We start from the raw sequence: 15,792 nt of genomic DNA, 5'->3' as shown, positions 1-15,792 counted from the left end.
TTCCGAAATGAAAGAAACCGCCGGATTTTCGTTGCGGCGGAGCTTTACGGGGTAGTATACTGAATCAAATAAAAATTTGCGGACGCGCAGCGGCTCGCGGCGTTTTCAGAATGGAAAAAGCCGTCCCGCGCCTGAGGTGCGCGGAGGGAAGGAAGGAAAACCATGGGCAGAGAATTTAAAAAGGTGCTGGTGGCAAACCGCGGTGAAATTGCCATGCGCGTGTTCCGCGCGTGTCACGATCTGGGCTTGCAGACCATTGCCATCTATTCCAACGAGGATATGTACGGCCTGTTCCGCACGGCGGCGGACGAATCCTATCTCATCGGGGAGAACGAAAGCCCTCTGGGGGCGTATCTGGACATTCCCCGCATCATTGAGCTGGCCAAAAAGCACGGGGCGGACGCGATCCATCCCGGCTATGGCTTTTTGAGCGAGAACGGCGATTTTGCCCGGGCCTGTGAGGAAGCGGGAATCAAGTTTATCGGGCCCAATTCCAAGGTGCTGGATATGATGGGCGACAAGCTGTCCGCCAAGGCGCTGGCCATTGAGTGCGGCGTGTCGACCACACCCGGGACCAAGGACCCGATTCCTGACCGGCAGGTAGCCCAGAAACTTGCCATGGAGTTTGGCTTCCCTGTGATTCTCAAAGCCGCCGCCGGCGGCGGCGGGCGGGGTATGCGCCGGTGCGACACCGTGGAGGAAGTGGGCGTTAACTACGACCTTGTGAAGTCCGAGGCCAAAAAGGCTTTTGGCAACGACGACATCTTCATGGAAAAGTTTCTGGTTCAGCCCAAGCACATTGAGATTCAGGTGCTGGGCGACGAGCATGGAAATGTGGTCCATCTCTACGAGCGGGACTGCTCTCTTCAGCGGCGCTATCAGAAGGTGGTGGAGTTCACCCCCGCGTTCTCCGTATCAGAGGAGGTGCGCAGGGCGCTGTATGACGACGCGGTGAAAATCGCCAAGCGGGTGGGCTATACCAACGCTGGAACGCTGGAGTTTCTGGTGGACAAGGAGGGGCATCACTACTTCATTGAGATGAACCCCCGCATTCAGGTGGAGCACACCGTCACCGAAATGGTTACCGGCGTGGACCTTGTGCGCTCTCAAATTTTGATTGCACAGGGCTGCCCCCTCAGCGACCCCCGCATCGGCATCAAAAAACAGGCCGACGTGCATCGGAACGGATACGCCATCCAGTGCCGCGTCACCACTGAGGACCCGGCCAACGGCTTTGCCCCCGACACCGGAAAAATCACTGCCTACCGCTCCGGCGGCGGCTTTGGCGTGCGGCTGGACGGAAACGCCTATGCCGGTGCGGTGATCTCTCCTTATTATGATTCCCTGCTGGTGAAGGTCACCACTTGGGATTCCACCTTCGAGGGCGTGTGCCGCAAGGCCATCCGCGCCGTGCGGGAGGTGCACGTCCGGGGCGTGAAAACCAACCTTGCCTTTATTCTGAACATTCTCCATGACGAGGTGTTCCGCGCGGGCGGCTGCCACACCAAGTATATCGACGAAGCCCCCAGCCTGTTCGAGCTGGACGAGGGGCAGGACCGGGCCACCAAGATGCTGAAATACATCGCCAACATCGTGGTGAAGGAGCAGGGTCCCCAGAAGCTCTACGAAGACCCCCGCTATCCCCCTGTCACCGGGGAGCGGCCCGACGGATTAAAGCAGATGTTGGATGCCAAAGGCCCGGAAGCCGTTGCCAAATGGGTGCTGGAGCAGAAAAAACTGCTGATCTGCGACACCACCACCCGAGATGCTCACCAGTCTCTGCTTGCCACCCGCGTGCGCACGCGGGACATTGTGAAGAGCATGGAGGCCACCTCTGAAATTGAGGCGGACGCGTTTTCTCTGGAGTGCTGGGGCGGCGCAACCTTTGACGTGGCCTACCGCTTCCTCCACGAATCCCCGTGGGAGCGGCTGAACATGATTCGGGAAAAGGCCCCCAACCTGCTGCTGCAAATGCTGCTGCGGGGCGCAAACGCCGTGGGTTATACCAACTATCCCGACAATGTCATCCGGGAGTTTGTGCGGCAGGCCGCCATCAACGGCGTGGATGTGTTCCGGGTGTTCGACTCTCTGAACTGGATTCCCGGCATGGAAGTGGCCATGGACGAGGTGCTGAAGCAGGGCAAGCTCTGTCAGGCCGCCGTGTGCTACACCGGGGACATTCTGGACCCGGCCCGGGACAAGTATACCTTAAAGTATTATATCAATCTGGCAAAGGAGCTTGAAAAGCGGGGCGCACATATGCTGGCCATCAAGGATATGGCGGGCCTGCTGAAGCCCTACGCCGCCAAAAAGCTGGTTTCCGAGCTGAAGCAGGAGATTGGCATTCCCATTCAGCTTCATACCCACAACACCTCCGGTAATCAGGTGGCCGCGGTGCTGATGGCGGCGGAGGCTGGCGTGGATGTGGCGGACCTTGCCATTTCCTCCATGAGCTCGCTTACCAGCCAGCCGTCCCTGAACGCCGTGGTTGCCGCGCTTCAGGGCACCGAGCGGGACACCGGCATGGATTTGGAGCGGCTCCAGTACCTGACGGACTATTGGGAGGACGTGCGCACCCGGTACGATTCCTTTGAGGCGGACATTAAATGCCCCGCCACCGATATTTACCGCTATGAGATTCCCGGTGGGCAGTATACCAACCTCAAGCCGCAGGTGGAATCTCTGGGACTGGGCGACCGGTTCCGGGACGTGAAGGAGAACTATCGGAAGGTCAACGACATTCTGGGCGACATTGTAAAGGTGACGCCCTCCAGCAAAATGGTAGGCGACATGGCTATCTTTATGACCCAGAACGGCCTGACGCCGGAAAACATCGTGGAAAAGGGCGCGAACCTCGCCTTCCCCGACAGCGCGGTGAGCTATTTCTCCGGCATGATGGGCCAGCCCGCATGGGGCTTCCCCAAGGATTTGCAAAAGGTGGTTTTGAAAGGGAAGAAGGCTGTTACCTGCCGCCCCGGCGAGCTTTTGAAGCCGGTGGACTTTGAGGCGGTGCGCAAGGAAATGCTGGAATTCGACCCCGAGCCCGCCGACCGGTCCGTCATCTCCTATTGCCTGTATCCCAAGGTTTATCGGGACTATAAGCGGGATCAGAAGGAGTATGGCTACGTCACCCGTCTGGGCAGCCATGTGTTTTTCCACGGTTTGGCCGTGGGGGAGACGCACAAGGTCAACATTGCCGACGGCAAGACTCTGATGATTAAGTATCTCGGCCTTGGCGAGGTGGACAGAGAGGGGATGCGCACCGTCAGCTTTGAGCTGAACGGCATCCGCCGGGACGTGCAGGTTCCCGACGCGGAGGCCCAGAAGAGCATCGTCAAGGTTCCCATGGCCGACCCGGAGGACAAGAGTCAGGTGGGCGCGTCTATTCCCGGCGCAGTGAGCAAGGTGCAGGTGAAGGCGGGGGACGCCGTCGAGGTGAACCAGACCCTCATTACCATTGAGGCCATGAAGATGGAAACCGCCATCACTGCCCGCATGGCGGGCACGGTGGAGGCTGTTCAGGTGGCCGAAGGAGAGACTGTGAAGGGCGGACAACTGCTTTTGACCATACGATAACGGTTCGATAGCGGCAAAAACAGTCAAAATGCACAAAGAAGATTCCTGGCATTTTGAAGAAATTGGACGGGACGCGAAAAAATTTTTTCGCGTCCCGTCCTGCATTTATTTTCATCATTTTTACACATATTTCTTTATTTTTATGAATTTTTTATAAATTTTTTATAAAGAAAAGGGATGCCGGCAAAATATTGCCTGCATTTTAATTGTAGTCATGCAAGAATAAATTTGGCGTTTTGCAAGGAAAAATTCATAGTCTTGAAAAAAATTTGCACAAATCGCCGAAAAGCATGTTGAAACTTTCCAATTATTACGCTACAATATAACAAGTCCCGAGCAGATTGAATGAAAGAAAAGGAGTATTGCGATGAAAAAACTAATGTCTCTTTTCCTGGCCACTTTGATGATGGCCTCTGTCCTCTCCGGCTGCGGAAATAATGGAGGGACCACTCCTCCTGCGGGTTCCGGCAGCGGAGCCGCTTCCTCCGGTGCAGCCGCCGGCGCCACGGATTCCCTGACCTTCTCTACCGGCGGCTCTCAGGGTACATACTATGCCTTTGGCGGCGTGCTGAGCCAGTATGTCACCAGCAATACCGGCATGAGCGTTGTCGCCATCGAGTCCGGCGGCTCTCAGAACAACATTGAGAACCTGCAGGACGGCGCGGCTCAGTTGGGCTTTGTCCAGTCCGACGTCATGTCTTATGCGTATGCGGGCACCAACCTGTTTGCCGAGACCGGCGCTGTTTCCGACATCTCCACCGTGGCCAACCTCTACATGGAGCAGGTGCAGATCGTTACCACCAACCCCGACATCAAGACCGTTGCCGACCTGAAGGGCAAAAACGTCTCCATTGGTGCCGCCGGTTCCGGCGTGTTCTACAACGCGATGGACCTCTTGGGCGCTTATGATCTGACCGAGCAGGACATCAACCCCACCTATCAGGGCTTCGGCGACAGTGCCGATGCGCTGCAGGACGGCAAGCTGGACGCGGCTTTCGTCGTGGCTGGCGCCCCCACCACCGCCATCACCTCTCTGGCCACCGCCAAGAGCGTGTATCTGGTGAGTCTGGATGATGCGCACATTGCAAAGCTTCTGGAAACCTCTCCCTATTACACCGAGTACACCATCCCCGCCGGCACCTATGAGGGGCTGGACGTGGATACCAAGACCGTGGCCGTCGGCGCCGTGGTTGTTGCCCGCGACGATGTGAGCGAGCAGGCCATCTATGAGTTTGTTTCCACCATCTTTGAGAATCTGGACGCTATCTCCGCCCAGCATGCCAAGGGCACTGAGCTGAACGTGGAGTTTGCCGCTTCCGTGACCTCCGTTCCCTATCATCCCGGCGCTGCCAAGTATTTTGCCGAGAAGGGCATCACCGTTCCCACGAAGTAAACATCGGAAATCAGCATTTAGATGCAAGTGGCCGCGGCGGGCATCCGCCCGCCGCGGTTGCTTTCTGTATTTACCTCATGAGTTAAGGAGAAGGTATGAGTTTATTTAAAGACAAATCCGGGGACGAGAATCAGGAACGTCCTTTAGAGGATACCTCTGCCATGAACATCCCTCAGAATGTGGATGTGGGCACTGCGGCGGACGTTGAAGCCGTTATGAAAAAGTATGACCGTGAATCCAACGTCCGGGTCTGGGAGGGCATGCCCAAACGGGTAATCCGCTGGCTGATGGTGACGTTCTCGGTATACAGCATTTGGGTGACCTTATTCAGCAATGCCATGCCGGAAAAGCGGCTGACCATTTTTGTGGGTCTGATTGCCATTATGGGATATCTGACCTATCCCGCGAAGAAGGGCAGTGTGAAAGTCAACAGCCTGCCTTGGTACGATTTGATTTTAATGCTGTGCGGCTCCCTGCCGTTCTTCTATTATGCAGCCAACGCCGTGCAGATCATCAAGCTTTCCGCCAGAATCGAGCCGTATATGATCGTGCTGGGTCTGGTCGCGATTGTGGCTCTGATGGAGCTGTGCCGCCGAAGCGTCGGCCTCCCCATCCTCGTTGTGTTGAGCCTCCTTCTGATCTACACTTTTTATAATATGTTCCAAACCCCCAACGCGACGGGCTATATGGTCATTCGCCGGGTGATCTACACCCTGTTCTATACCTCCTCCGGCATTATGTCCACGCCCATTAACGTCTGTGCCAAGTATATCGTGGTGTTCATTATCTTCGGCGCATTCTTGGAGCGGACGGGCATCGCAAACTTTTTTATTCAGGTTGCAAATTCCCTTTGCGGCGCTGCCGCCGGTGGTCCCGCCAAGGTGGCGGTCATTTCCTCCGCGCTGTGCGGCATGGTGTCCGGCTCCTCCGTTGGCAATACGGTTACCACCGGCTCCGTCACCATCCCGATGATGAAAAAGACCGGCTATGCGCCGGAATTTGCCGGTGCGGTGGAGGCTGCGTCCTCTACCGGCGGACAGATTATGCCCCCCATCATGGGTGCTGCCGCATTCTTGATGTCGGAGTATATCGGCGTGAGCTATGCGCAGGTTGCCCTGCGGGCAATTCTTCCCGCGTTTTTGTATTTCGCTGGTATCTACATTGCCGTCCATCTGGAGGCAAAGCGTCTGGGCCTGCGGGGTATTCCCAAGAATGAGCTGCCCAAAATCGGCCTTCTGATGAAGAAGATGTATCTGCTGCTGCCGCTGGTGATTCTGGTGGTGTTGGTGTCCACCAACACCTACACCATGCAATTCTCCGCCGCTGTGGCCATCCTCATCGCCATTGTGGTGGGCTTTATCAATAAGGACGAGCGGCTGAATCTTACCAAGATTATTGATGCGCTGGAGAACGGCGGCAAAAACGTGATTACCGTTGCCGTGGCCTGTGCCATGGCGGGTATGATCGCCGGCTGTATCACCGTTACCGGCCTTGCGTCCAAGCTGCTGGGCGGCATTCTGGCCGCGTCCATGGGTATCCCGCTGATCGCCCTGTTCCTGACCATGATTGCCTGTATCATTCTGGGCATGGGCGTTCCCACCACGGCAAACTACTGCATCATGGCCTCCACCTGCGCGCCGATTCTGGTGCAGATGGGCTTCCCCATCATGGTGGCCCACTTCTTCGTGTTCTACTTCGGCATTGTGGCGGACATTACGCCTCCCGTGGCGCTGGCGGCCTATGCAGGCGCGGCCATTGCAAAGGGCAACCCCATGAAAACCGGAGTCAATGCAACGAGGCTGGCTATCGCGGCGTTCGTTGTGCCCTATATCTTTGCCTTCAGCCCCGTGATGCTGGGAATTGACGCCCAGTGGTATGACATGGTGATTATCGTGATTACCGCCCTGTTGGGTATGTTCGGTATTGCGGCGGGCCTTGGCGGATTCCTGTACAAGAAGATCAACTGGCTGCTGCGCATCCTGTTTGTCCTTGGCGGTCTGGGAATGATGATTCCCGGAACGGTGACGGACGTCTCGGGCCTTGCGATTATGGCTGCGCTGGTTGCCTATCAGCGCTTCTCGGCCAAGAAGGACCAGGCCACAATTGCCTGATCGCGTAAACCTTCTATTGGAAAGGCCCCGCCGTTCATCGGCGGGGCCTTTTTCATGCAAACGTAAAAGCGCAAAAAAAGCTGATTTTCGGAAACTTTTTTGATCGGTCCCGCGTCATATAAATAATGTAAGAAACTGCGGGCGGCAGATCAGTCTTGAAAACAGCCGGATACCTGAACTGTAACTGTTTTGTTGTTGATTTGCGCGTCATACTGTATTAACCTGATTGATACAGTTATTTTTTGTCACAGGCGGCTCTGTGGGAAAGGAACGGCAAATGGCAGAAGTGAAAGATCCGATAAAAAGCGGGGAGGCAGCACCGGAAGAGGTTGAAGCCTCGGTGTCTGGGAGTGAAAGCGTACCCGCAGGCGAGGTTTCGGCGGGTAAGGAGAAGCCAAAACGCCCGCCTATGACGCCAAAGCAGAAAAAGAAGCTGATCCGCTGGGGAATCATCGGCGGTGTGACTTTGGTTGTGGTAATTGCGCTGTCAAAGCTCCTGGGGGGCGGCGCGCAGGCGGAGGCAGCGGTGGTAGAGGATACGGTGACATACAATTCCATCACCTCCACCGTGCAGGGCAGCGGCATCACCAAGGCCAAAGAGAGCAAAACCATCACCCTGACCACCTCCGGCACCGTGCAGGAAGTTTTTGTCACTGAGGGACAGCAGGTCACGGCGGGAACGCCGCTCTTTGTGATTGATTCCGAAACTGCCCGTACCGCTGTGGAGAAGGCCCGGAAGGATGTGGACGGCTTTCAGAAGCAGCTCAACGCCATGCAGAAAGATATTGCGGGCTTGAATCTGACCCCGCCCTTCGCTGGGAAGCTGAAGGACATCGTGAAGCTGAACGTAGGCGAGGATATCAGCAAGGGCACAAAGGTGGCCACGCTGGTGGACGACCGTACCATGAAGCTTCAGCAGTATTACAGCTACGCCTATGAGGGCGACATCCGGGTGGGGCAGACTGCCGACGTATCCATTCCCGCGCTGATGGGGAATGTCACCGGCACCGTCTCCGCAGTACATATGGTGGATCGGATTTCTCCGGAGGGCGCCCGGCTGTTCGAGGTGGAGTTTTCCATCAAGAATCCCGGCACGCTGACCGGGGATATGGTTGCCTCCGCCGTGCTTACGGCGGGGGGCGAAAGCGTGTATCCCTATGAGGCCGGGAAGCTGGAATACAACCGCATTATTGATTTGAAGACCACCGTCAACGGAACGATTGTATCTACCGGGCTGCTGGACTATCTGGACGTGACCCCCGGAAAGGTGCTGGTACAGATTGACGGTGAAAATAGCGAGAACGAGCTGTTCTCTTTGGAGCAAAGCCTGACGGATGCGCAGAAGACGCTGAAAACCGCCCAGGAGAATCTGGATAACTGCAGCGCCGTGGCTCCCATCGATGGAACGGTGATGGGGCTTGCGCTTACTACCGGGGAGGAGGTTGCTGCAAATACCACGGTTATTTCCATTGCCGACACCACCACCATCCTGATTGACGCCACGGTAGACGAGCGGAACATCGGCTATGTAAAGGCTGGAATGTCGGTGGATCTGGACCAGTGGGGAACCCCGTTTATGGGAATGGTGCAATCCGTCAGTCTCAACAGCAAGGTGACAAACGGCGTGGCGGCCTATCCCATGGTGGTTTCTGTGGACAACCTTGACGGTTCGCTCATGAGCGGCAGCAACGTCACCTATTCTCTGGTGGCCAGCCAGAATGACAACTGCCTGACGCTGCCCATCCAGAGCGTGAAAAACGCCCAGTTTGTGGACGGTTCTTCCGGCTACGTGGTTTTCATTAAAGCGTCGAAGGCTCCAGAGAACGCCGCGGAGCTGGCAGTCCCCGTGGACGGTGTCCCGGAGGGATACTATCCGGTGCCGGTGGAAATCGGCATTTCCGACAACTATAACGTGGAGATTAAGTCCGGCGTGGAAGAGGGTACCGTTGTATTCACTACCACACAGATGGAAAACTCCTATGGATGGTAAGGCCCATGCTGATCGAATTGAAGGAAGTTTATAAAATCTATGCGGAGAGCCTTGAAAGCGAGGTCCGAGCGCTGGATGGAGTTTCCCTGAACATTGAGCGGGGAGAGTTTGTGGCCATCGTGGGCCAGTCTGGCTCGGGAAAGTCCACCATGATGAACGTGCTGGGCTGTCTCGACGTTCCCACCAGAGGTGACTATCTGCTGGACGGGGTGAACGTAAGGGAACTCAGCGATAAAGAACTCAGCCACATCCGCAATAAGCAGATTGGTTTTATTTTCCAGCAGTACAATCTGGTGCAAAACCTCAGTGTGCTGGAAAATGTGGAACTGCCCTTGATTTATCAAGGCATCGGGCTGGAAAAGCGCCGGGTGCTTGCCTTGGAGGCGCTGGAGAAGGTGGGTCTTGCGGACCGCACCAAGCACAAACCATCGGAGATGTCCGGCGGTCAGCAGCAGCGGGTTGCCATCGCACGAGCCATCTCAACAAAGCCCCCTATCGTGATGGCCGACGAGCCCACCGGCGCACTGGATTCCCACACGGGAAGCGAAGTGCTGAAATTTCTTCAGCAGCTTAATAAGGACGGCAGCACTGTCATCCTCATCACCCACGACAACGGCATTGCCGCTACGGCCCGCCGGGTGGTGCGCCTGACGGACGGAAAGAAGATTGAAGACCGTCCCCAGGAGGTGGATTGGCTATGAAAATTGGGCAGGCGCTGAAAATGGCGCTGAAATCTATTTTGGGAAACAAGGGCCGGTCCGCACTGACGATGCTTGGCATCATCATCGGCATTGCCTCCGTCATGACCATTGTCTCCGTTATCAATGGGTCCAACCAGAAGAGCATGGAAATGATGGCGGCCATGGGCACCAACAAGATCACCGTCTATGCCAGCTACAACAACGGGCAGGATGTGTTTCAGGATTTGTACGATTTCTGTTCGCAATTGAGTGAGTATGTAGACGGCGTGACGCCCAACAGTCAGTTTTCCGCTACTGTGGTTTACGGAACCAAAAACAGCAGTAAAATGGGCGGAGACGGTGGAATGAGATATATGGGCGGCGGAGTGTCGGTGTCCAGTGACGGCGGCGGGGGCGGCAGCCAGAACACTGAAATGCCCCCTACGCTTTACTTTGGCAGTGACCAGTATGCAATTTGCAACAACTTTCAGTTGGAAAAGGGCAGGGACTTGTCTTTACTGGATATCAAGGACTATAAGCAGGTCTGTGTCTTGGGAGCGCGGGCGGCACAGACCTTTTTCAATTACGTGGACCCGGTGGGAAAAGAGATGCAGGTCAACGGCCTGCCCTTTACCGTGGTGGGCGTCTATAAGGAAAAGGATGCGGACAGCCGCTGGTCTATGGACAATGTGATTGTGTTCCCCTATACCGTCAGCCGGACTCTGGCGCCAGACACTCAGATGAGCGAATTTTCTGTGAAGGCAAAGAGCGCCGACGCGGCGGTGGAGGCGACCTCCCGTATTATTGGATTTCTGACGGGATTGATGGGTCAGAACAATGAAAAAGGCTGGTATCAGGCCCAGAGTGAAAACCAGTGGCAGCAGAGCAGCAACGAATACGCCATGATGATGAGTCTGGTGATGGGCGGCATCGCTGCCATCAGCCTGCTGGTGGGCGGCATCGGCATTATGAACATCATGCTGGTAACCGTCACCGAGCGAACCCGGGAAATCGGCATTCGCCGGGCCATCGGTGCGGAGCGCCAATCCATCGTTACCCAGTTTCTGATTGAAGCCGCCATGATCTGCGGAATCGGTGGCATCATCGGTATTCTGATCGGTACGCTGGGGAGCAGGATTGCCGGAAAGCTGCTGATGCAAATGGATATCTGGCCCTCGGTGGATATTACCGTGGGGGCGTTTGTCCTGTCTGTGGCGCTGGGCATTTTGTTCGGTATTTATCCGGCGGCGAAGGCCTCCAAGCTCCAGCCTGTAGAAGCGCTGCGGGCGGAATAAAGAAGGAGAAGCAGAGAATGAAGAGACGAATCTTATCCCTATTGCTTGCCGTGTGCATGACTGCGTCGCTGTTGACGCTGCCTGCCTCCGCATCCACGACGGTGAGCTTCAGCGATATCAGTGACCACACCACCGCCGTGGCGGCAGAATGCCTGCGGCTGCTGGGTGCCATGGACGGATACGGCGGCGGAACCTTTAGCCCGGAAGGGCAGGTCACCCGCGCCCAGTTCTGTAAAATGGCCACCTTTGTGATCAAAGACGGAGAGAGCCAGCTCAGCCGTTACCGCACCGTCACGGTGTTTCCAGATGTGAAGCCCTCTCATTGGGCCGCGCCCTACATCAATCTGGCGTCCGACGCAGGTCGGGGCGCCACTGGTGAGGACAAGACGGACAATTCCATTATCAAGGGCTTTATGGATGGAAAATTTCATCCTGAGCGGGTGGTCACCGTGGGTCAGGCTGTTACCATTCTGATGCGGCTGCTGGGCTATACCGATGCCGACATGGGCGGCATCTGGCCGGACGGCTACATGGCTGCAGCGTCCACCGTGGGGCTTACCGACGGGGTGAGCACCGCCGCTTCTGTGCCCCTTACCCGTGCGACGGCGGCACGGCTCTTTGTGAATCTTCTGCGCAGTGACGCGAAAGGTGGAGGGTCCTACGGCACTTCCATTGCCGCCAGCTCCGTGGAGGGAATGCTTACCACCTCCAGCGCCACCGCGCCCGACGGCAGCGACACCGCCATGCGGCTGGGCAATTCCACCTCTTACTCCATCGCGGGAGGCAAGGTTTCCACCGGCGCGATGAACGGAATGAAGGGGATCCTTCTTCTGAACAAAGCGGGAAAGGTCATGACCTTTGTTCCGGAGATTGCCGGTTCCAGCCGCACTGTGGTTTTTGCCTCCGGCACTGCGGTTAAGCTCACCACCGCCTCCGGCGAGAGCTTTACAATCAAGGGCGATACGGCTATGGTAGTGAACGGAGAGCAGAAGACCTGGGAAACCGGCTACACTTGGCTGAATCCGGGCACTTCTTTGACATTGTATATTGGCGGCAGCGGCACAGTGGAATATATCTTTGCTGGCGTCAGCGCCACGGCATCCACGGCGGTGGTGGTTTACGAGAAGGGGTCTACATCGGGCTTCAGTGATCTTGCCGGCGGAAACAGCCGCTACTCTATTTATAAAAACGGCGGTGCGGCCACGGCAGGTGATATGCGCCCTTATGACGTGGCTATTTACAGCCCGGCTACCAACGCTATCCGGGTGTGCGACACCCGCATTACGGGTGTGTATGAAAACGCTTCGCCCAATCTCACAAACCCCAGTAAGATTACGCTGATGGGGACGGAATTTTCCGTTATGCCGACCGCGACGGACACCATGTCTAAGCTAAAACTGGGCAGCGCCATTACGCTGCTGCTCACCGAGGATAATCAGGTGGCGGGCGCTGTGGAGGCGGGTACGAAGGGTATTTCGGGCAATGCTGTGGGAATTCTCAACGGCAGCAGCGTGCGGTTGCTGTCCGGCCTTGAGATCAAAGGAACTTTGACCGTTACCGGTGACGCGCTGGATAAGCTGAAAAACCAGCTTGTTTCGGTGGCTTCCGACCAGAAAGGGAAAGTTTCCGTTTCCCGGATGATCGGCAACGTTCCTGGAGATTGGGATGTATCTGCCCGTAAAATTGGAAATAAGCTGCTGGCGGCTAACGTGGCAATTTTTCAAACGACGTCTTCCGGTCTTCAGGCTGTGGCAGTGGATAAAATTTCGGCCACGCGGGTGGCCTCCTCCGGTATTGTCTCCTGCCGAACCAACTGGGCCGGACAGATCGACCTAATTCTCGTATCCAGTCTTTCCAGTGGTGATTACCGATTCGGTCGCTTGCAGTTCAACACGGTTAGCACTGAGGATCCTCTTGGAAATCCGAACGGCTATTCACTTACCTCCGTTTCCATTTTGACAGGGTTCGGCACCCAGCTTGGCCCCTTCAATCTGCTGGCGGACAAGACCCTTCACAGCGGTGACTGGGTGGCTGCGGAGATTATAAGGGACAGCGCTCAGCTTGGCACCGTCTATCTGCTGACTAAGTATGCCAATATTTCCAACGCCGCATGGAGCAACGCTTCTTCTGTTACAATCAGTGGGCGAAGCTATACCGTTCCCACAGATGTCCTGTGCTATAACAAGGCCAACGGCACATGGATTACACTGGATGAGGCCCGTAGCTTCTCCACCTCCGCTACGCTCTATACCGACAAATCCGGCTATGTCCGGGTGGTGGAGGTTCAGTAACCGACCCAAAAGCCTGTAAGAGGGGGTCCGCCCGCGGGCGGACCCCCTTCTTTATACCGTCAAATTTCAATAGAAAATTTGACGGTGCTGGAAAAGTTTACATAAAATTATGGATTGACCAGAGCAAACAGTCTTTGCTATAATAGCCGGGAGGACAGGCAATATCTGGATGTCCCATGGGAATACGACTCCGCTTATTTTGAGCCAATCCGGGCGAAGAGAACGGCTTTGCCGCCCGCGCCGTGTCCTCTTTCCATCAGATAAAAGCAAAAACGGCTTTGAGCCGGTACGAACCGGTCCGAAGCTTCTTTTTTAAAATTAGATTCGACAGATTTCGACGAGTGTGAAGGGAGAGCCTATGGCGAAATTTCGTGTTTACCGCGCCGCCGCCGCGCTGGCGCTGTCCGCCGCCCTGCTGACGCAGCCCATGGCTGCCGCCGGGTTTCCGGACGCAGCCGGACACTGGGCGCAGAGCGCCATTGAAAAGTGGAGCGAGCGGTACGGTGTGCTTAACGGCTATGAGGACGGCTCGTTTCACCCGGACGACCCCATTACCCGGGGCGCGTTTGCGGGGATTCTGAACCGCTTTTTACAGTATCAGGCATGTTCCCCGGCAGGGGCCTTCAACGATACCAAAGGGGCCTATTGGGAGGACGCGATTCTGCGGCTTCACGCGGCGGGGGTGTATCTGGGAACCGATGGCGCGGCGCGCCTCACCGCCAACATTACCCGCCAGCAGGCAGTTACCATGGTGGGCCGGGCCTTTCAGTTGACCGAGTCCCAAACGGCGCTGACCTATGCGGATGCGGGAGACATTGAAATCTACGCCACAGGCTATCTCAGCGCCATGGCGGAGAGGGGTTATATTACCGACGTCGGGACGGACAACCGCTTTCGCCCCACGGAGCCGATCACCCGGGCGGAGCTGGTGAATCTGCTGAACAATATGATTGATACCCTCATTCAAAAAAGCGGAGATTATTCCGCCGACTCCGCGGGGACCCTGATGGTGAACGCCGCCGATGGCGCCACGCTGCAAAACATGAGTATCAAGGGCGACCTCATTATCGCCCCCGGCGTGACCGGCGGTGTGGTGCTTCAGGACGTGACCTTGAGCGGAGCCGTTCGCAATTTGGGTAGCGCTCCGGTGGACCAGTATGCCACCACGCCCGTGGAGGTTCCTGAAACCACTGTGCCGGCCGAGAATGTTCCAGACCTGAACTGGACCTACACCACCGACCGGAATGGTAAAAAAATTCCAAATTTCTCCGGCGTGCCTGTAAATCCCTTTGGGCAGGGCAGCTTTTATTGGAACGACGCGGGGCGGCTGGTGTACAGCGGAACGGACTTTACCACCCGCTTCGGAATCGACGTCTCCGCCTATCAAAACCGCGCGATTTCCGGAAACAACATTGACTGGAACGCCGCCAGAAACGACGGCGTGGAATTTGCCTTTGTCCGGATTGGCTTCCGGGGCACCGGCTCCGGCACGCTGAACAAGGACGCGTTTTACGAGAGGAATATCGACGGGGCCATGGCGGCGGGCATCGATACCGGCGTTTACTTCTTCTCTCAGGCCATTACGGTGGCCGAGGCTGTGGAGGAGGCTAATTACATCATCAGCCTTCTTGGCGGACGGAGTTTGACCGGCCCGGTGGCCTACGACTGGGAGATGCACGACAGCACCTACCGGGTGTATGGAACCAGCGCGGCGATGGCAACGGCCTGCGCCAAGGCATTCAGCGAAACCATTGAGGCGGCGGGCTATCGGGCCATGGTCTACACCAGCAGCTATGTAGCCTATAATAAATTCGATCTGTCTGTGCTGTCCGGCTACCCCGTCTGGTATCCGGAGTATAAGTCTAATGAATCCACAGCGCTGTATCCCCAGCTTTATTATCGGCCCGACTACTGGCAGTTTACCAGCAAGGGCTGTGTGGCGGGTCTTGCGGGCAACGTGGACTGCAATTTGCAGTTTATTTCCAATTGATTGCTTGAAGTAAAAATGAGAAGCGCAGGAGCGGCTGAGGGCCGCTCCTGCGCTTTTTTATGCAAAAAACGCCAAAACCAAAGTGATTGCCCCAGTCGGCTTTTTCAGGGGCCTTTTGCGGAGAAGAAAGCAGATCCCGCAGTCCATACCCTGCTGCCCAAGGAGCAGGCGCAGCGCTGCTTCCCGCGGGACTTGAATTTTTTCTCTATCTGTGATAGCATCATTCAGAAAACAGATGGGGATTTGCACAATTGCAAATCTTTTTTACGTTAAGGAGAGCAGATGGAAAATCATTTTGAAATTCGTATGACCACGGGGCGGCTCCAGACCGTCAGCAGTATCGGCCTTGCCCATGTGGGGGATGCGGTGTTCGAGCTGCTGGTCCGCTCTTGGCTCTGCGCCGGGGGAAAGGCCACCGCCAAAGGAATGCACCGTGCCACCGTGGCCATTGTCCGGGCGGAGTCTC

The 15,792-nt window shown here is 56.3% G+C and carries 8 protein-coding genes and 1 pseudogene; all 9 read left to right on the top strand.

Annotation, left to right across the window (positions count from 1 at the left end; translation table 11 throughout):
* The first annotated feature begins 162 nt into the window (after positions 1 to 162).
* Entirely contained in the window at positions 163 to 3,576 is a 3,414-nt protein-coding gene (locus RTU96_RS06915; RefSeq protein WP_312635786.1) for a pyruvate carboxylase, read from the top strand.
* A 367-nt stretch (positions 3,577 to 3,943) separates the two neighbouring features.
* Positions 3,944 to 4,969, top strand: a complete 1,026-nt coding sequence (locus RTU96_RS06910; RefSeq protein ID WP_312635784.1) for a TAXI family TRAP transporter solute-binding subunit — start codon at positions 3,944 to 3,946, stop codon at positions 4,967 to 4,969.
* Positions 4,970 to 5,064: 95 nt separating this feature from the next.
* Positions 5,065 to 7,080: a TRAP transporter permease gene (locus tag RTU96_RS06905; RefSeq protein WP_397356603.1), complete on the top strand. Its 2,016-nt coding sequence runs from the start codon at positions 5,065 to 5,067 to the stop codon at positions 7,078 to 7,080.
* A 277-nt stretch (positions 7,081 to 7,357) separates the two neighbouring features.
* Positions 7,358 to 9,070, top strand: a complete 1,713-nt coding sequence (locus RTU96_RS06900) for an HlyD family efflux transporter periplasmic adaptor subunit (RefSeq protein WP_312635783.1) — start codon at positions 7,358 to 7,360, stop codon at positions 9,068 to 9,070.
* A gap of 5 nt (positions 9,071 to 9,075) precedes the next feature.
* Positions 9,076 to 9,771: an ABC transporter ATP-binding protein gene (locus tag RTU96_RS06895; protein ID WP_312635782.1), complete on the top strand. Its 696-nt coding sequence runs from the start codon at positions 9,076 to 9,078 to the stop codon at positions 9,769 to 9,771.
* On the top strand, positions 9,768 to 11,045 hold the full coding sequence (locus RTU96_RS06890) for an ABC transporter permease (RefSeq protein ID WP_312635779.1): 1,278 nt from the start codon (positions 9,768 to 9,770) through the stop codon (positions 11,043 to 11,045). The genes RTU96_RS06895 and RTU96_RS06890 overlap by 4 nt, the downstream gene beginning before the upstream one ends.
* Before the next feature lie 17 nt (positions 11,046 to 11,062).
* Entirely contained in the window at positions 11,063 to 13,336 is a 2,274-nt protein-coding gene (locus RTU96_RS06885; protein WP_312635776.1) for an S-layer homology domain-containing protein, read from the top strand.
* Positions 13,337 to 13,694: 358 nt separating this feature from the next.
* A complete protein-coding gene (locus tag RTU96_RS06880) occupies positions 13,695 to 15,326 on the top strand; it encodes a GH25 family lysozyme (RefSeq protein ID WP_312635775.1) in 1,632 nt (543 codons plus the stop codon).
* A 282-nt stretch (positions 15,327 to 15,608) separates the two neighbouring features.
* A pseudogene (locus RTU96_RS06875) lies at positions 15,609 to 15,792 on the top strand (ribonuclease III); the annotation flags it as partial.

It is taken from the genome of Oscillibacter sp., assembly GCF_032018205.1.
In the GTDB taxonomy this organism is placed as follows: domain Bacteria; phylum Bacillota; class Clostridia; order Oscillospirales; family Oscillospiraceae; genus Oscillibacter.
Note: the sequence above shows the minus strand (reverse complement) of the source record. Positions and strands in the feature narration are given on the sequence as shown.